The organism is Pseudomonas sp. s4, from assembly GCF_046764235.1.
Taxonomy (GTDB): domain Bacteria; phylum Pseudomonadota; class Gammaproteobacteria; order Pseudomonadales; family Pseudomonadaceae; genus Aquipseudomonas; species Aquipseudomonas asiatica.
The window spans coordinates 5,442,858-5,461,394 of sequence record NZ_CP177209.1; the positions used below are offsets into that span (position 1 = coordinate 5,442,858).

At 64.1% G+C, this 18,537-nt stretch carries 15 protein-coding genes; 13 read left to right on the plus strand and 2 right to left on the minus strand.

What is annotated here, in order from left to right; genetic code table 11:
* Nucleotides 1-53 precede the first annotated feature (53 nt).
* Complete coding sequence (locus ACK56M_RS25235) at nt 54-371, plus strand: Rieske (2Fe-2S) protein (protein ID WP_015271842.1); 318 nt, start codon at nt 54-56, stop codon at nt 369-371.
* Here ACK56M_RS25235 and sfsA read toward each other — a convergent pair.
* Complete coding sequence (gene sfsA / locus ACK56M_RS25240; RefSeq protein WP_013974266.1) at nt 361-1,074, minus strand: DNA/RNA nuclease SfsA; 714 nt, start codon at nt 1,072-1,074, stop codon at nt 361-363. The two genes, ACK56M_RS25235 and sfsA, sit on opposite strands and share 11 nt — an antisense overlap.
* Nucleotides 1,074-2,246, minus strand: a complete 1,173-nt coding sequence (locus ACK56M_RS25245; protein ID WP_015271843.1) for a pyridoxal phosphate-dependent aminotransferase — start codon at nt 2,244-2,246, stop codon at nt 1,074-1,076. The genes sfsA and ACK56M_RS25245 overlap by 1 nt, the downstream gene beginning before the upstream one ends.
* 210 nt (nt 2,247-2,456) lie before the next feature.
* Between ACK56M_RS25245 and dksA the strand changes: the two genes are divergently transcribed.
* The 12 genes from dksA (at nt 2,457) to ACK56M_RS25305 (ending at nt 18,521) form a co-directional block, all read left to right on the plus strand.
* Nucleotides 2,457-2,900 carry an RNA polymerase-binding protein DksA gene (dksA, locus tag ACK56M_RS25250; RefSeq protein WP_003259209.1) on the plus strand — a complete coding sequence of 148 codons (444 nt, stop codon included), beginning with the start codon at nt 2,457-2,459 and terminating at the stop codon, nt 2,898-2,900.
* A gap of 64 nt (nt 2,901-2,964) precedes the next feature.
* Entirely contained in the window at nt 2,965-3,852 is an 888-nt protein-coding gene (gluQRS, locus tag ACK56M_RS25255) for a tRNA glutamyl-Q(34) synthetase GluQRS (protein ID WP_015271844.1), read from the plus strand.
* 245 nt (nt 3,853-4,097) lie between these two features.
* A complete protein-coding gene (locus ACK56M_RS25260; RefSeq protein ID WP_003250005.1) occupies nt 4,098-4,274 on the plus strand; it encodes a hypothetical protein in 177 nt (58 codons plus the stop codon).
* Nucleotides 4,258-7,233, plus strand: coding sequence for a sensor histidine kinase (locus tag ACK56M_RS25265; protein ID WP_167506607.1), 2,976 nt, complete (start codon nt 4,258-4,260; stop codon nt 7,231-7,233). Before ACK56M_RS25260 ends, ACK56M_RS25265 begins: the two co-directional genes overlap by 17 nt.
* Nucleotides 7,234-7,237: 4 nt before the next feature.
* The gene (locus tag ACK56M_RS25270; protein ID WP_100413853.1) at nt 7,238-8,680 is read left to right on the plus strand and encodes a sigma-54-dependent transcriptional regulator; all 1,443 of its coding nucleotides are present in this window, start codon (nt 7,238-7,240) and stop codon (nt 8,678-8,680) included.
* An 839-nt stretch (nt 8,681-9,519) separates the two neighbouring features.
* Nucleotides 9,520-10,908: a polynucleotide adenylyltransferase PcnB gene (locus tag ACK56M_RS25275; protein WP_015271847.1), complete on the plus strand. Its 1,389-nt coding sequence runs from the start codon at nt 9,520-9,522 to the stop codon at nt 10,906-10,908.
* Nucleotides 10,905-11,384, plus strand: coding sequence for a 2-amino-4-hydroxy-6-hydroxymethyldihydropteridine diphosphokinase (gene folK, locus ACK56M_RS25280; RefSeq protein ID WP_013974273.1), 480 nt, complete (start codon nt 10,905-10,907; stop codon nt 11,382-11,384). The genes ACK56M_RS25275 and folK overlap by 4 nt, the downstream gene beginning before the upstream one ends.
* Nucleotides 11,385-11,646: 262 nt before the next feature.
* A complete protein-coding gene (panB, locus tag ACK56M_RS25285; RefSeq protein ID WP_015271848.1) occupies nt 11,647-12,447 on the plus strand; it encodes a 3-methyl-2-oxobutanoate hydroxymethyltransferase in 801 nt (266 codons plus the stop codon).
* On the plus strand, nt 12,444-13,307 hold the full coding sequence (gene panC, locus ACK56M_RS25290) for a pantoate--beta-alanine ligase (protein WP_013974275.1): 864 nt from the start codon (nt 12,444-12,446) through the stop codon (nt 13,305-13,307). Before panB ends, panC begins: the two co-directional genes overlap by 4 nt.
* A 460-nt stretch (nt 13,308-13,767) precedes the next feature.
* Entirely contained in the window at nt 13,768-15,432 is a 1,665-nt protein-coding gene (gene pgi, locus ACK56M_RS25295; RefSeq protein ID WP_015271849.1) for a glucose-6-phosphate isomerase, read from the plus strand.
* Between the two features lie 242 nt (nt 15,433-15,674).
* Nucleotides 15,675-17,609: an acetate--CoA ligase gene (gene acs, locus ACK56M_RS25300; RefSeq protein WP_100413851.1), complete on the plus strand. Its 1,935-nt coding sequence runs from the start codon at nt 15,675-15,677 to the stop codon at nt 17,607-17,609.
* A 42-nt stretch (nt 17,610-17,651) separates the two neighbouring features.
* A complete protein-coding gene (locus tag ACK56M_RS25305; protein ID WP_015271851.1) occupies nt 17,652-18,521 on the plus strand; it encodes an oxygenase MpaB family protein in 870 nt (289 codons plus the stop codon).
* Nucleotides 18,522-18,537: the final 16 nt, after the last annotated feature.

The following is an 18,537-nucleotide window of genomic DNA, read 5'->3' on the forward strand; positions in this document are numbered from 1 at the left end:
ATTATTCGCATTGAAGCGTCAAGCCATCACTTGTTCCACGAGTCGTCCTTGCCATGCACTTCCTTTGTACCTCCCACGGCCTGGCCGAAGGCCATAGCCGAGCCTTCAGCGTAGACGGCATCGAACTGTTCGGCGTGCGCCGCCAGGGCCAGGTGTACCTCTACCGCAACCGTTGCCCGCACCGCGGTATCCCGCTGAACTGGGTGGAAGATGCGTTTCTCGATGACAGCGCCAGCCTGATTCACTGCGCCCATCATGGCGCGCTGTTTCTGATCGAAAGTGGAGAATGCGTGGCCGGGCCGTGCGAGGGCGAGCAACTGCAGGCCCTGGGCTGCCACGAGGACAGCCAGGGCATCTGGCTCAAGGGGTAAGCAGCACCGGCAGGCGGCGGTCGATGACAATGCCTTCGGAGTCCAGGCGTGCGCCGTAGGCCAGCACCTCCACTCCATCTGAAACTGCCGCGCGCAGGGCCTGGGCATAAGCCGCATCGATTTCCTCGGCCGGGCGCACCGCGTCGATACCGGTCAGGTTCACACAATACAGTTGCACAGCCCGCACGCCTTGCCTGGCCAACTTCGCCAGCTCTCGCAGGTGCTTGGCGCCGCGCTGGGTCACCGCATCAGGAAAGGCCGCGACCGTGCTGGCTGGGTAGCCCAGGGTCACGCTCTTGACCTCGACATAGGCCGGGGCACCGTCGAACTCCAGGCGAAAGTCGATGCGGCTGCCTTCCTCGCCGTAGGCCACCTCACGCCTTAGCGCACTGAAGCCGGCCAGTTCGGCGATGATGCCGGCACGCAGGGCCTCTTCGACCAGCGCATTGGCCCGCCCGGTATTCACACAGGCCAGCCGCCCCTGCGGGGTTTCGCTGATTTCCCAAGTACCCGGTAGCTTGCGCTTGGGGTCGTTGGAGCGGCTGAACCACACCTGCCCGCCTTCACGCATGCAGTTGAGCATGGAGCCGGTGTTGGGGCAGTGGATGGTGAGTTGTTCGCCGCCGGGCAGTTCGATATCCGCCAGAAAGCGTTTGTAGCGGCGCAGCAGGCGGCCCTGTTCGAGTGGGGGATGGAACTGCATCAGCCTTGCCAGCTCCGCAGGCCGCGAGCAATCCGCTGCACCGCCTCTTCCAGGCGCGGCAGGCTCTGGGTGTAGGCAAAGCGCACATGGTGGCCGGCCAGGTGACGGCCGAAGTCCAGGCCCGGGGTGAAGGCCAGGTGCTCGGTCTCCAGGAAGTGCCGGCAGAAGGCGAACGCGTCACCGCCAAAGGCACTGATATCGGCATACAGGTAAAACGCCCCCTGCGGCTCGACGGCAATGCGGAAGCCCAGTTCGCGCAAGGCAGGCAACAGGTAATCGCGGCGGCGGGCGAACTCGGCGCGGCGCTCCTCGAAAATGGCCAGGGTTTCGGGCTGGAAACACGCCAGCGCGGCATGTTGGGCCATGCTTGGCGCACTGATGTACAGGTTTTGTGCCAGCTTCTCCAGGTCGGCCACCGCGCCAGGAGGCGCCACCAGCCAGCCGAGGCGCCAACCGGTCATGCCGAAATACTTGGAAAAACTATTCAGGACGAATGCCGAGTCGTCCACTTCCAGCACGCTGGGCGCGTCCATGCCATAGGTCAGCCCGTGATAGATCTCGTCCACCACCAGATGGCCGTGCCGTTCACGGGTGGCGCGGGACAGGCTGGCCAGGTCGTCACGCCCCAGCACGGTACCGGTCGGGTTGGCCGGCGAGGCGACCAGGGCTCCGACCGTGTCCTTGTCCCAGTAGCGGTCGACAAGGTCGGCAGTCAGCTGGTAATTCACGTCCGGGCCCACCGGCACCAGCTGCGCCCCGCCCTCGACCAGGCGCAGGAAGTGGCGGTTGCACGGGTAGCCTGGGTCGGCCAGCAGCCAGTGCTTGCCTGGGTCTACCAGCAAGCTGCTGGCCAGCAGCAGCGCACCGGAGCCACCCGGGGTGATGAGGATGCGTTCAGGGTCGACACTCAGGCCGTAACGCTGGCCATAGAACCCGGCAATGGCTTCGCGCAGTGCCGGCAGGCCGCGTGCGGCGGTGTAGCGGGTGTGCCCGGCGGCCAATGCTGCCTGGCCGGCGGCAACGATGGGCGTGGCCGTGGTGAAGTCCGGCTCGCCGATTTCCAGGTGGATCACGTCGTGCCCGGCCGCCTGCAGCTCGTTGGCCCGGGCCAGCAGCGCCATGACGTGGAAGGGTTCGATGGCGCGGCTGCGCGCACTGTAGGGGTGGGCCATGACCTTCTCTCAATTGGGTCTAAACTGGAGATTCTACCTCTGCACGCCACCGAACGTGCGGCTCAGGCCGCTGTCAATTACCAGGATCGGGCGGGGTAGCGCACCCCCGATCTATCTGGTAAGTTCGGCGGCTCGCAGTCGCAGGGCCGGCGGGTGCCGGAGATGGAGCAGCCTGCGCATTGGATCAGATGAGTGAGAGGCGGTCTATTCATGTCCACCGTAGAAAAGCAAAAAGCCCAGACCATGTACGGTGTCGAGCCCTACGTAGAATCCAAAGGTGAAGAGTACATGGGCGAGCCCATGAAGAAGCACTTCACCAAGCTTCTCGGCGCCTGGAAGCAAGAGCTGATGACCAGTGTGGACCGCACTGTGGACCACATGAAGGACGAGGCAGCCAACTTCCCCGACCCGGCCGACCGTGCCAGCCAGGAAGAAGAATTCGCCCTGGAGCTGCGCAACCGCGATCGCGAGCGCAAGCTGATCAAGAAAATCGACAAGACCCTCGACAAGATCAAGGCCGACGAGTACGGCTGGTGCGAATCGTGCGGCATCGAGATCGGCCTGCGTCGCCTGGAGGCCCGCCCTACCGCCGACCTGTGCTTCGACTGCAAGGAAATCGCCGAGAAAAAGGAAAAGACGGTCGGCAAAGGCTGATCTTTCTTTCCACCTGAACGGGGCGCATCATGCGCCCCGTTTCATTTATATGCCCAGCCTGACCATGACCCACTCAAGCTACATCGGGCGTTTCGCCCCCACGCCCAGCGGCTTCCTGCACTTCGGCTCGCTGGTCGCCGCCCTCGCCTCCTGGCTCGATGCCCGCGCCGTGAACGGCCGCTGGCTGCTGCGCATGGAAGACACCGACCCGCCTCGGGAAATGCCCGGTGCTCGCGATGCGATCCTGCAGACCCTGGAGCGCTACGGCCTGGAGTGGGACGGCGAAGTGGTGTTCCAGAGCCAGCGGCACGATGCCTATGCCGCGGTAGTCGACCGCCTGTTCAACATGGGCCTGGCCTACGCCTGCACCTGCTCGCGCAAGCAGCTTGAGGGTTACAACGGTATCTACCCGGGCCTTTGCCGCAATGCCGGGCATGCTAGGGATGGCGCGGCGATCCGCCTGCGCGTGCCAGAGCTGATCTACCGCTTTACCGACCGCGTACAGGGCGAGTTCCAGCAGCACCTGGGGCGTGAAGTGGGCGATTTCGTCATCCAGCGCCGCGACGGGCTGTATGCCTACCAACTGGCGGTGGTACTGGACGATGCCTGGCAAGGTGTTACCGACATCGTGCGTGGCGCCGACCTGCTCGACAACACCCCGCGCCAGCTGTACCTGCAAGAGTTGCTGGGCTTCTCGCAGCCACGTTACCTGCATATTCCGCTGATCGTGCAGCCGGACGGGCACAAGCTGGGCAAGTCGTACCGCTCGCCGCCGCTGCAGGCGGACCAGGCGACACCGCTGTTGCTGCGGGCGCTGCGGGCGCTGGGGCAGAAAGCCGACCCCGAGTTGTTGCAGGCAACGCCGGCGGAGGTATTGGCGGTAGCTCGCAAGCAGTGGCGGCCCGAGGCGATTGCGCAGCGGACCACGGTGCCAGAGGCTGATTTGCGCTGAGGCAGGCCCGGCCCTATCGCCGGCAAGCCAGCTCCCACAGGTACAGCGCAGCACTCAGATCCTGTGGTGACCCTGTGGGATCTGGCTTGCCGGCGATAGGGCCAGAACAGGCAACCCACCCCTCAAAAACAAAAGCCCAATAAATTCAACCTCTTGGCGAACACCATGGATTCCCGCTAGCATCCGCCCAGCCATTTGCGCCAATAATAAGTCCAAGCCCGCAGCGCCCAACCATCGAGGCCAGCATGTACATCTATCGTTTGGTCCTGCTTCTGGTCGTGGGGATCTACCTGTTCTCCCCGGCCATCATGGACTGGTGGATCGAACCGACCGGAGCCTGGTACCGCCCTTACCTGCTCTGGCTGATCCTGATCGTCGTCACCTTCATCCTGCAGAGCCAACGAGATGCCGATGAGCTTTAGCCTGACCCAGATGATCCTGATCAGCGCCGCGTACCTCATGGTGCTGTTCGGTGTGGCCTGGATCAGCGAGCGGGGGTTGATCCCGCGCTCGATCATTCGCCACCCGCTGACCTACACCCTGTCGCTGGGCGTATACGCCAGTGCCTGGGCCTTCTATGGCTCGGTGGGCCTGGCCTACCAGTACGGCTACGGCTTCCTTGCCTGTTACCTGGGGGTGTCCGGCGCGTTCCTGCTGGCGCCAGTGCTGCTCTATCCGATCCTGAAGATCACCCGTACCTACCAGCTGTCCTCGTTGGCCGACCTGCTGGCGTTCCGCTTTCGCAGCACCTGGGCCGGGGCGCTGACCACCATCATCATGCTCATCGGCGTTCTGCCCTTGCTGGCCCTGCAGATCCAGGCGGTAGCAGACTCGATCAGTATCCTTACCGGTGAGCCGGTCAAGGCACGTGTGGCCTTCGCCTTCTGTACGCTCATCATCCTGTTCACCATCTTCTTCGGCTCGCGGCACATCGCCACACGCGAAAAGCACGAAGGGCTGGTGTTCGCCATCGCCTTCGAGTCGGTGATCAAGCTGCTGGCCCTGGGCGGTATCGGCCTGTATGCCCTGTATGGCGTGTTCGGCGGCCCGCACGAACTGGAAGTGTGGCTGCTGCAGAACCAGACCGCCCTGGCCGCTCTGCATACGCCGCTGCAGGAAGGTCCATGGCGCACCTTGCTACTGGTGTTCTTCGCCTCGGCCATCGTCATGCCGCACATGTACCACATGGCCTTCACCGAAAACCTCAACCCGCGCTCGCTGGTCAGCGCCAGCTGGGGCCTGCCGCTGTTCCTGCTGCTGATGAGCCTGGCCGTGCCGCTGGTGCTGTGGGCCGGCCTGCGCCTGGGCGCCACCACCAACCCCGAATACTTCACCCTGGGCCTGGGGCTTGCCGCCAACAACCAGGCACTGGCGCTGCTGGCCTACATCGGCGGCTTGTCGGCCGCCAGCGGGCTTATCATCGTCACAACCCTGGCGCTGTCGGGCATGGCCCTCAACCACCTGGTGCTGCCGCTGTACCAGCCGCCGGCCGAAGGCAACATCTACCGCTGGCTGAAGTGGACCCGCCGCGCGCTGATCGTCGCCATCATCACTGCGGGCTTCATGTTCTACCTAACCCAGAACAACCACCAGAGCCTGGCCAACCTGGGCATCGTCGCCTTCGTGGCCACGTTGCAGTTCCTGCCGGGCGTGCTGTCGGTGCTGTACTGGCCGACTGCCAACCGCCGTGGCTTCATCGCCGGCCTGCTGGCCGGCACCCTGGTGTGGATGGTGACCATGCTGCTGCCATTGCTGGGCAACCTGCAGGGCTTCTACATCCCGCTGCTGGACATGATCTACGTGCTGGACGACACCAGCTGGCACATGGCGGCCATCGCCTCGCTGGCGGCCAACGTGCTGTTGTTCACCCTGATCTCGCTGTTCACCAACGCCAGCAACGAAGAGGTAAGCGCCGCCGAAGCCTGCGCAGTGGACAATGTGCGCCGCCCGCAACGCCGCGAGCTGCACGCCGCCTCGCCACAGGAGTTCGCCACTCAACTGGCCAAGCCGCTGGGCGCCAAGGCCGCACAGAAGGAAGTGGAACAGGCCCTGCGCGATCTCTACCTGCCGTTCGACGAGCGCCGCCCCTATGCCTTGCGCCGCCTGCGCGACCGCATCGAGGCCAACCTGTCCGGCCTGATGGGGCCGAGCGTGGCCCAGGACATGGTCGAGACCTTCCTGCCGTACAAGTCCGGTAACGAAAACTACGTGACCGAGGACATCCACTTCATCGAAAGCCGCCTGGAAGACTACCACTCCCGCCTGACCGGCCTGGCCGCCGAGCTCGACGCCCTGCGCCGCTACCACCGCCAGACCCTGCAGGAACTGCCCATGGGCGTCTGCTCGCTGGCCAAGGACCAGGAAATCCTGATGTGGAACAAGGCCATGGAAGAGCTCACCGGCATCGCCGCCAAGCACGTGGTCGGCTCGCGCCTGGTCACCATCAGCGAACCCTGGCGCGGCCTGCTACAAGGCTTCATCAACGTGCCAGACGAGCACCTGCACAAGCAGCGCCTGGCGCTGGACGGCCAGCCGCGCTGGCTGAACCTGCACAAGGCGGCCATCGACGAGCCGCTGGCCCCGGGCAACAGCGGCCTGGTACTGCTGGTGGAGGATCTTACCGAAACCCAGGCCCTGGAAGACAAATTGGTGCACTCCGAACGCCTGGCCAGCATCGGCCGTCTGGCCGCCGGCGTGGCCCACGAAATCGGCAACCCGATCACCGGCATCGCCTGCCTGGCGCAGAACCTGCGCGAAGAGCGTGAGGGCGATGGCGAAATCATCGAGCTGTCCAGCCAGATTCTCGAACAGACCAAGCGGGTATCGCGCATCGTCCAGTCGCTGATGAGTTTCGCCCATGCCGGCGGCAGCCACCAGAACAGCGAAGAACCGGTATGCCTGGCCGAAGTGGCGCAGGACGCCATCGGTCTGCTGGCGTTGAACCGGCGCAATTTCGAAGTACAGTTCTTCAACCTCTGCGACCCGGAGCACTGGGCCGAAGGGGACCCGCAGCGCCTGGCCCAGGTGCTGATCAACCTGCTCTCCAACGCCCGCGACGCCTCGCCGCCTGGCAGCGCCGTGCGCGTGCGCAGCGAAGTCAGCGAGCACACCGTCGACCTGATCGTCGAAGATGAGGGCAGCGGGATCCCGAAGAACATCATGGACCGCTTGTTCGAACCCTTCTTCACCACCAAGGACCCGGGCGAAGGAACCGGACTGGGGCTTGCTCTGGTCTATTCCATCGTGGAAGAGCATTATGGGCAAATCACCATCGACAGCCCGGCCGATATCGAACGGCAACGTGGCACCCGGATCCGCGTGACCCTGCCCCGGCATGTCGTAGCGACGTCCCCTGAAATTCGAGACCGTCGAGAGAATTGAATCAATGCCGCACATTCTGATCGTCGAAGACGAAACCATCATCCGCTCGGCCTTGCGTCGCCTGCTCGAACGGAACCAGTACCAGGTCAGCGAAGCCGGCTCGGTGCAGGAAGCCCAGGAACGCTTCAGCATTGCCACCTTCGACCTGATCGTCAGCGACCTGCGCCTGCCAGGCGCACCCGGCACCGAACTGATCAAGCTCGGCCAAGGCACCCCGGTACTGATCATGACCAGCTACGCCAGCCTGCGCTCGGCGGTAGACTCGATGAAAATGGGCGCGGTGGACTACATCGCCAAGCCCTTCGACCACGACGAGATGCTGCAAGCGGTGGCGCGTATCCTGCGCGACCGGCAGAACGCCCCGGCTGCCGCACCGGCGGCCGAGCCACGCGCCACCAATGGCAAGGCCGCCACCGCCGACAAAGGCGGCGCGGCGGCCGCCAATGGCGAAATCGGCATCATCGGCTCGTGCCCGCCGATGCAGGACATGTACAGCAAGATCCGCAAGGTCGCGCCCACCGACTCCAATGTGCTGATCCAGGGCGAGTCGGGCACCGGCAAAGAGCTGGTCGCACGCGCCCTGCACAACCTGTCGCGCCGGGCCAAGGCACCGATGATCTCGGTGAACTGCGCAGCCATCCCCGAGACACTGATCGAGTCCGAGCTGTTCGGCCACGAGAAAGGCGCGTTCACCGGCGCCAGCGCCGGGCGCGCCGGCCTGGTGGAAGCTGCCGATGGCGGTACCCTGTTCCTCGACGAAATCGGCGAACTGCCGCTGGAAGCCCAGGCCCGCCTGCTGCGCGTACTGCAGGAAGGCGAGATTCGCCGGGTGGGTTCGGTACAGTCGCAAAAGGTCGATGTACGCCTGATCGCCGCGACCCACCGCGACCTGAAGAACCTGGCCAAGGCCGGCCAGTTCCGTGAAGACCTGTATTACCGCCTGCACGTGATCGCCCTGAAACTGCCTGCCCTGCGCGAGCGCGGCAGCGACGTCAACGAGATCGCCAGCGCTTTCCTCGCCCGCCAGAGCGCGCGCATTGGCCGCGACGACCTGCACTTCTCGGCCGAAGCCGAGCAGGCCATTCGTCACTACAGCTGGCCGGGTAACGTGCGAGAGCTGGAAAACGCCGTGGAGCGTGCGGTGATACTCAGCGAGAGCGCAGAAATTTCCGCCGACCTGCTGGGCATCGACATCGAGCTGGGTGACCTGGAGGAGGACGAAATCCTCGATAACGCCCTGGTCGGGGCCAGTACGGCCAATGCCAGCCATGAGCCTACCGAGGACCTGTCGCTGGAAGATTACTTCCAGCACTTCGTGCTCGAGCACCAGGACCACATGACCGAGACCGAGCTGGCCCGCAAGCTCGGGGTCAGCCGCAAGTGCCTGTGGGAACGCCGCCAGCGCCTGGGCATCCCGCGACGCAAGAGCAACGCTACCAGCGAATAACCACGCTGCCTGGGCGGGAGGTTCCTCCTGCCCCTATCTACAACCTCTCCAGCCTCTTCGCGGGCATGCCCGCTCCCACAGGAATTTCACTGCCCTAAAGGGTGGTGCATCCCCTGTGGGAGCGGGCGTGCCCGCGAAAGGGCCAGCAAAGCCAGCGCACACACCCCGGTAACACATTAGCCCCCGCAAAAATCTGTTACCCAAGCTTTCCGCCGTAACAGTTCCCGAGGCGTACGGTAACGAAATTTCGACATTTTCGACCGCTGAAAAACTGCTCACCACCTCCAACCCATTGATTTTACTGGGTTTGCAAAAGTTGGCACGGCACCTGCTATATGTCTGGTACAAGAACAATAACAAGCACTGCAACTCAGAATAAGAACAAGACGAAACGGCTCACGCACAATAAAAACAAGACGGCGGAGGCGCAGCTAACTGATTCTTTTGGAGAGGATGCGTGTTTGGGGCTTGCCCCACAACCAGGCAGAGAACAACAAAAACTGCACTAAAAAGCAGCGCCTGAACTGGTTGGATCGACAGATCAACGTGACATCAGCGACCAAAGCAATCCGTTTGCTCTTAACCCCTGGATTGGGGGTCGTCCACAAGCTTCGAGATTTGTGGACAGGGCACTCAACAAAAACAAGAAGCCCAGCAGAAAAACAATAAGAGCACGCAACGACTTCTTGGGGAGCTTAGGCTCCCCTTGTCGTTTCTACCCTTCTGGCAGGCATCCTGCTACCCGCCTACACCATTCCTTGAGTAAATGCTAGAATCCCCGCCCATCATGCGGCCATTCTCCTATTCTTGGCCGAACATTCCTTCAAACAGTGCATCCCATGCTGAAGAAGCTGTTCCAGTCGTTCCGCCCGCCCGTACCGGGCCCGCACCACAGGCGCACCACGCCTGAGGTGATCAACAAGAGCCAGCACTCGCTGCAACGCCACCAATTCAGCCGCCATGCGGTGAACATCGTGGAACGCCTGCAGAGCGCCGGTTACCAGGCTTACCTGGTCGGTGGCTGTGTCCGCGACCTGATGCTGGGCATCACGCCGAAAGACTTCGACGTCGCCACCAGTGCCACCCCTGAACAGGTCCGTGCCGAGTTCCGCAACGCACGCATCATTGGCCGCCGCTTCAAGCTGGTCCACGTGCATTTCGGACGTGAAATCATCGAAGTCGCAACTTTCCGCGCCCACCATTCGGAAGACGACCAGGGCGACAGCCACCGTTCGTCGCACAATGCCAGTGGCCGCATTCTGCGTGACAACGTGTACGGCACCCTGGAAGAGGACGCGCAACGTCGCGACTTCACCATCAACGCCCTGTACTACGACCCGGTCAGCGAGCGCATCCTCGACTACGCCAACGGCGTGCACGATATCCGCAACCGCTTGCTGCGCCTGATCGGCGACCCTACCCACCGCTATCAGGAAGACCCGGTGCGCATGCTGCGCGCGGTGCGCTTCGCCGCCAAGCTCGACTTCGGCATCGAAAAACACACGGTCCAGCCGATTCGAGAGCTGGCCCCACTGCTGCGGGAAATTCCGCCAGCGCGCCTGTTCGAAGAGAGCCTCAAGCTGTTCCTCTCCGGCCAGGGCGCCATCGTCTTCGAAATGCTGGTCGACCTTCAGTTGTTCGAGCCGCTGTTCCCGGCCAGTTCGCATGCCCTGGACGAGCGCCCGACCTACACCCACACGCTGATCAGCCAAGCGCTGAACAACACCGACCTGCGCGTGAAGCAAGGCAAACCGGTAACCCCGGCCTTCCTCTTCGCCGCGCTGCTGTGGCCAGCCCTCCCGGCTCGCGTGCTGCACCTGCAGAACCAAGGCGTGCCGCCTATCCCGGCCATGAACGGTGCGGCCCACGACCTGATCGCCGAACAATGCGCACGTATCGCCATCCCCAAGCGCTTCACCCTGCCGATCCGCGAGATCTGGGACATGCAGGAGCGCCTGCCACGCCGCAGCGGCAAGCGCGCCGACATGCTGCTGGACAACCCGCGCTTCCGCGCCGGCTACGACTTCCTGCTGCTGCGCGAAAGCGCCGGGGAAGAAACCGACGACCTCGGCCAGTGGTGGACCGACTACCAGGATGCCAACGACAGCGAGCGTCGCGAGATGATCCGCGAACTGGGCAGCCGTGACGAAGGCACCGGCGCCGGCCCGCGCAAACGCAAGCGCAGCGGTGGCAAGCGCAAGCGCAGTGGCGACGAGGCGTTCGAGTGAGTACCCGCGCCTATATCGGCCTGGGCAGCAACCTGGACGCACCTGCCGAGCAGCTGCGCAGCGCCTTGCAGGCCCTCGACCAGGTCGAAGCCACACGCCTGGTGGCGGCCTCGGCCCTGTATACCAGCGATTCGCTGCTGCCCGGCCAGCCGCGCTACACCAACGCCGTCGCCGCCCTGGACACCGCCCTGCCACCGCTGGCCCTGCTCGATGCACTGCAGGCCATCGAGAACGATCAGGGCCGCGTGCGCAAGGAACGCTGGGGCCCGCGCACACTGGACCTGGACATCCTGCTGTTCGGCGACCAGGTGCTCGATGAGCCGCGCCTGAAAGTGCCGCATTACCACATGCATGCCCGGCCTTTTGTGCTGTACCCGCTGGCGGAACTGGTACCGGGCGATTTCCGCCTGGCCGACGGCCGCGCCCTTGCGCAACTGCTTGACGACTGCCCGTTCGTCGGCCTGGAACGCCTGTAAACCGGGCGTTCCAGCCTTGCACACTGGCGCGGTAACGCCAGTAACACCCTGATCGTAACAATGCGGTAACAGGGTGATTGACTTCCCCCACCTCGCTCACGACTATAGGCGTCCCGTGTGGCACCAAAGTGCCGCATACCCGTATTTAGGCCCGGACGGACCTGTGCCCGAACATCACGCGCGATGATGTGCCGCTCCGGAAAATGACTACACGCGTTGAATGCAGTCGTTTCTTACAGCGCCTGAACGAGGAATTTCCTACATGCCTGAAGTAACCCTGACCACCCTCAATGGCCTCAAGGCCAAGGGTGAAAAAATCACCATGCTGACCTGTTACGACGCCACCTTTGCCAAGGCCGCCAGCCAGGCCGGTGTCGAAGTGTTGCTGGTGGGCGACTCGCTGGGCATGGTCCTGCAAGGCCACGACAGCACACTGCCGGTAACCACCGCGGACATGGCCTACCATACCGCCAGCGTCAAACGTGGCAACGACGGCGCGCTGATCCTCGCCGACCTGCCGTTCATGGCGCATGCCACCCCGGAGCAGGCCTTTGCCAACAGCGCCACGCTGATGCAGGCCGGCGCCCACATGGTCAAGATCGAAGGCGCTGCCTGGCTTGCCGAGACCATCCGCCTGCTGGCCGAGCGTGGTGTGCCAGTATGCGCGCACATGGGCCTGACCCCGCAGACTGTCAACGTGATGGGCGGCTACAAGGTCCAGGGCCGCCAGGAAGCCCAGGCCCGGCAGATGCGCGCCGACGCGATCGCCCTGGAACAGGCCGGTGCGGCCATGCTGCTGCTCGAATGCGTGCCCAGCGAACTGGCGGCGGAAATCACCAGTGCCGTATCCATCCCGGTGATCGGCATTGGCGCCGGCAGCGGCACCGATGGCCAGGTACTGGTCCTGCACGACATGCTCGGCCTGTCGCTGAGCGGCCGCGTACCGAAGTTCGTGAAGAACTTCATGCAAGGCCAGCCGGATATCCACAGCGCCCTCGTCGCATACGTCGAGGCGGTCAAGCAAGTCAGCTTCCCAGGCAGCGAACACGGGTTCAGTGCATGAATACAGTCAAGACCGTCCGCGAACTGCGCGCCGCTGTCGCCCGCGCCCGCGGTGAAGGCAAGCGCATCGGCTTCGTGCCGACCATGGGCAACCTGCACAGCGGCCATGCCGCCCTGGTAACCAAGGCTGCGCAGCGCGCCGATTTCGTGGTCGCCAGCATCTTCGTCAACCCGCTGCAGTTCGGCGCCAACGAAGACCTCGACAAGTATCCGCGCACCCTCGCCGCCGACCAGGAGCGCCTGCTTCAGGCTGGCTGCAATCTGCTGTTCGCGCCCAGCGTCGAAGAGATGTACCCCGACGGCATGAGCGTGCAAACCCGCGTCAGCGTACCCCACCTTTCCGAAGGCTTGTGCGGCGCCAGCCGGCCCGGTCATTTCGAAGGCGTGGCCACCGTGGTCAGCAAGCTGTTCAACATGGTCCAGCCCGACCTTGCCGTGTTCGGTGAAAAGGACTTCCAGCAGCTGGCGGTTATCCGCGCCATGGTGCGCGACCTGAACATGCCGATCCAGATCATCGGCGAGCCCACCGTGCGGGCCGAGGACGGCCTGGCGCTGTCGTCGCGTAACGGCTACCTCACGCCGGAGCAGCGTGCTACGGCACCTGCGCTGTACCGCACGCTGCAGCATATCGCTGGGGCCATCCGCCATGGCCAGCGGGACTTTGCCGCACTGGTTGCCGAAGGCAAGGCGCAGTTGACCGCCGCGGGTTTCCGCCCGGATTACCTTGAGGTGCGTCATGCGGTAAGCCTGCGACCCGCGATGATCGATGATCGTGATCTGGTGGTGATTGCGGCGGCTTACCTGGGTAACACACGGTTGATCGACAACCTGTACCTTCATCTGGAAGAGAAGACCGCGTAACGGCCTGGGGCTGCCTTGCAGCCCATTCGCAGGCAAGCCAGCTCCCACCCCGACCGCATCGGCCTCGAGCCATGCGCTATCCCTGCGGGAGCTGGCTTGCCAGCGATGAGGCCAGTACCGGTAGCGCCCCCAAATCACACCCCGACCGCATCGGCCTCGAGCCATGCGCTATCCCTGTGGGAGCTGGCTTGCCGGCGATAAGGCCAGTACCGGTAACACAAAGACCGCTGCCCCCCCAAATCACACCTCGACCGCATCGGCCTCGAGCCATGCGCTATCCCTGTGGGAGCTGGCTTGCCGGCGATGAGGCCAGTACAGGCAATACAAGACAGTTGCTCCCCCAAATTCCCCCGCCATACCCATTCCCTGCAAGTGGCCTTTGCCTATAATGGTGCCAGCCTGAACCCGGCAATGAGTGCCGTGTCCAAGGTCTCACCACGCACCAAGGGAACCCCGCGCAATGGCGTATTACCGCACACCCCACGATGTCACGGCCCTGCCCGCCTGGCAGGCGCTTCAGCAACACCGCGACGCCATGCAAGGTTTCAGCATGCGCGAAGCTTTCGCCGCCGATACCAAGCGCTTCGACCAGTTCTCCCTGAGCTCCTGCGGCCTGTTCCTCGACTATTCGAAAAACCTGATCACCGAACAAAGCCGCGACCTGCTGGTGAACCTGGCCAACGAAGTGGGCCTGCAGGACGCCATCAAGTCGATGTTCAGCGGCGAAATCATCAACGCCTCCGAAGGTCGCCCGGTGCTGCACACCGCCCTGCGCCGTCCGGTAGGCGACAAGCTCAGCGTCAACGGCGTGAACGTCATGCCGGAAGTGCACAAGGTGCTCAACCAGATCACCGAACTGGTCGGCCGCATTCACGACGGCCTGTGGCGTGGCTACAGCGAAAAGCCGATCACTGACGTGGTCAACATCGGCATCGGCGGCTCGTTCCTCGGCCCCGAACTGGTGTCCGAGGCGCTGCTGCCCTACGCCCAGCGCGGCGTGCGCTGCCACTACCTGGCGAACATCGACGGCAGTGAGTTCCACGAGCTGTCGGCCAACCTGCGCGCCGAAACCACCCTGTTCATCGTCTCGTCGAAGTCGTTCAACACGCTCGAGACCCTGAAGAACGCCATAGCCGCCCGTACCTGGTACCTGGCCCAGGGCGGTTCGGAAGCCGAGCTGTATCGCCACTTCATCGCCGTTTCCAGCAACAAGGCCGCCGCCGTGGCCTTCGGCATCCGCGAAGAAAACATCTTCCCGATGTGGGACTGGGTGGGCGGGCGCTACTCGCTGTGGTCGGCCATCGGCCTGCCGATCGCCCTGGCCATCGGTACCGCCAACTTCAAGGAACTGCTGTCCGGTGCCTACACCATGGACCAGCACTTCCAGACCGCGCCGTTCGACAAGAACATGCCGGTGCTGCTGGCCCTGCTGGGCGTGTGGTACGGCAACTTCTGGGGCGCCCAGAGTCACGCGATCCTGCCGTACGACCACTACCTGCGCAACATTACCAAGCACCTGCAACAGCTGGACATGGAGTCCAACGGCAAGAGCGTGCTGCAGGACGGCACCCCGGTGAAGACCGACACCGGTCCGGTTATCTGGGGTGGCGTCGGTTGCAACGGCCAGCATGCCTACCACCAGCTGCTGCACCAGGGCACCCAGCTGATTCCGGCCGACTTCATCGTGCCGGTGGTGAGCTTCAACCCGGTGGCCGACCATCATCAGTGGCTGTACGCCAACTGCCTGTCGCAGAGCCAGGCGCTGATGTTGGGCAAAACCCGCGAGGAAGCCGAGGCAGAGCTGCGTGGCAAAGGCCTGAACGAAGCGGACATCGAAAAGCTGGCCCCGCACAAGGTGATCCCAGGCAATCGTCCGAGCAACACCCTGGTGGTGGAACGCATCAGCCCGCGCCGCCTGGGCGCGCTGGTGGCGATGTACGAGCACAAGGTGTTCGTGCAGAGCGTGATCTGGGGCATCAACGCCTTCGACCAGTGGGGCGTGGAGCTGGGCAAGGAGCTGGGCAAGGGCGTTTACCAACGCCTGGTCGGCAGCCTGGAAGAAAGCGCCGAAGATGGTTCCACCCAAGGCCTGATCAACTACTTCCGCGGCCGTCACCGCGGTTGATCCCAAAGCCGTCACACGGTCGCTCCGTGTAGGAGCGGCCTTGTGTCGCGATGGGCCGCAGAGCGGCCCCAACAATTGATGCGCCAGCGCTGAAATCCCGGGGCCGCTCTGCGGCCCATCGCGACACAAGGCCGCTCCTACAGGGACCGAGTCTACCCTCAAGGAACATCACCTCTGGCTACACTGTCCTATCGAATAGCCGTTGCAGTCCATCGCCCCTTACAAGAGCAGGACCACCCGCCATGTTCGATATCCGCAACTACCCCCAGGCCCTGGCCGTCAGCCAGTCCGCCGCCCTAACCCCCGACGAGTACCGCCGCCTCTACCGCCAGTCGGTGGATGACCCCGACACCTTCTGGGCCGAACAGGCCAAGCGCCTGGACTGGATCAAGCCCTGGTCGAGCGTGCAGCAATGCGACCTGAAGACCGGCAGCGCCCGCTGGTTCGACGGCGCCCAGCTCAACGTCAGCTACAACTGCATCGACCGCCACCTGGCCCGACGCGGCGAACAGACTGCCCTGCTGTGGGAAGGCGACGATCCCAAGGATTCCAAGGCCATCACCTACCGCGAACTGCACCGCCAGGTCTGCCGCCTGGCCAATGCGCTGAAAGCACGCGGGGTAAAGAAAGGCGACCGGGTGTGCATCTACATGCCGATGATCCCCGAGGCCGCCTTCGCCATGCTTGCCTGCACCCGCATCGGTGCCATCCACTCGGTGGTGTTCGGCGGCTTCTCGCCAGATGCCCTGCGCGACCGTATCCTCGATGCCGACTGCCGTACGGTGATCACTGCCGATGAAGGCGTGCGCGGCGGCAAACGCATCCCGCTGAAACAGAACGTCGACAAGGCCCTGGCCAGCTGCCCTGCGGTCAGCAGCGTATTTGTGGTGCGCCGCACCGGCGGCGATGTCGTCTGGGCCGAAGGCCGTGACTTCTGGTACCACGAGGCAACGGAAAAGGCCGGCGACGACTGCAGTCCCGAGCCGATGGGTGCCGAAGACCCGCTGTTCATCCTCTACACCTCCGGCAGCACCGGCAAACCCAAAGGCGTGCTGCACACTACCGGCGGCTACCTGCTGCAGGCCACCCTCACCTTCAAGGTGGTGTTCGACTACCGTGACGGCGAGGTGTTCTGGTGCACCGCCGATGTCGGCTGGGTCACCGGCCACAGCTACATCGTCTATGGTCCGCTGGCCAATGGCGCGATCTCGCTGATGTTCGAAGGCGTGCCCAACTACCCGGACACCTCGCGCTTCTGGCAAGTGGTGGACAAACACAAGGTGAACATCTTCTACACCGCCCCGACCGCCCTGCGCGCGCTGATGCGCGAAGGCTCCGCGCCGCTGCAGAGTACTTCACGCCAGAGCCTGCGCCTGCTGGGCAGCGTCGGCGAGCCGATCAACCCCGAAGCCTGGGAGTGGTATTTCGAAGAAGTCGGGCAAAAGCGCTGCCCCATCGTCGATACCTGGTGGCAGACCGAAACCGGCGGCATCATGCTTACCCCGTTGCCCGGCTCGCAGTCGCTCAAGCCCGGCTGTGCCACCCAGCCCATGTTCGGCGTGCAACCAGTGCTGCTGGACGAAAAGGGCAAGCTCATCGAAGGCCCCGGTGCCGGCTTGCTGGTGATCAAGGCCAGCTGGCCCGGGCAGATCCGTAGCGTCTATGGCGACCATCAGCGCATGGTCGACACCTACTTCAAGCCGATGCCCGGCTATTACTTCACCGGCGACGGTGCCCGCCGCGATGCCGATGGAGACTACTGGATCACCGGGCGTATCGATGACGTGATCAACGTTTCCGGTCACCGTATCGGTACCGCCGAAGTGGAAAGCGCGCTGGTGCTGCATGACAGCGTTGCCGAAGCGGCGGTGGTCGGTTACCCCCACGACCTCAAAGGCCAAGGCGTTTACGCCTTCGTCACACCGATGAATGGCGTAACGCCGGACGACGCGCTCAAGGCCGAGCTACTGGCCTTGGTCAGCAAGGAAATCGGCAGTTTCGCCAAACCCGAGCTGATCCAGTGGGCTCCGGCGCTGCCCAAGACACGCTCAGGCAAGATCATGCGGCGTATACTGCGCAAGATCGCTTGCAACGAACTCGACAACCTGGGCGATACCTCGACCCTGGCCGACCCCAGCGTGGTGCAGGGCCTGATCGACAAACGCCTCAACCAGTAACCGGCGGCCGTTGCCCATGGCCGCCCTGAACCACAGGTCGCCATGGAAGCCCTTCGCCGCCGCATCGAAACCCAGGTCATGAGCCTTACCGGGCTGGCCCTCGGCCAGCTCGACCTGGAATCGCCCAAGGGCGACCCCGGGCTGTTCGGCCCGCACAGCATCAGCTGGCGGGTACATGGCGACTTCCCGAGCATGCTGGTCGGTGGCATCAGTGCCCTCATGCTGCAGTTGCTGCACCCGCTGGCCCTGGCCGGGGTGTGGGACCATTCCAACTTCCGTGAAGACCTGCTCGGCCGCCTGCGCCGTACCAGCCAATTCATCTCCGGCACCACCTTCGGCGCCACCCGCGATGCCGAGTGGCTGATCGACAAGGTGCGCACCATCCACCTGCAGGTAACCGGCACCGCGCCGGATGGCCGCCCGTATGCGGCCAGCGACCCGGACCTGCTGACCTGGGTGCACGTGGCGGAAGTCAGCAGCTTTCTCGCCGCCCACCTGCGTTACCGCAACCCGCAACTAGCGCGCGCCGAGCAGGATGCCTACTACGCAGAGATCGCATTGATTGCCGAGCGCCTTGGCGCCCGCGACGTGCCGCGCTCGTGCCAGCAGGTCGAGGACTATCTGCAGCGCATGCGCCCCCAGTTGCACTGCGACGCACGCAGCCATGAGGTGGTCGGCATCCTGCTCGATGCCCCCGCCCCCAGCCGCCTGGCACAGCCGGTGGGCAAGCTGATGCTGCACGCCGGCATCGACCTGCTGCCGGGCTGGGCCCAGACCATGCTCGGGCTACAGCACGGTCCGTTGCAGCGGCGCATGATCCGCTTGGGCCTGCAACGCACCGCGCCAGTACTGCGCTGGGCGATGCGCGACGGCTCAGCGCACCGGGCCAAACGGCGCATGGGCATCGAATGAGGTCAACTGGTCGCCT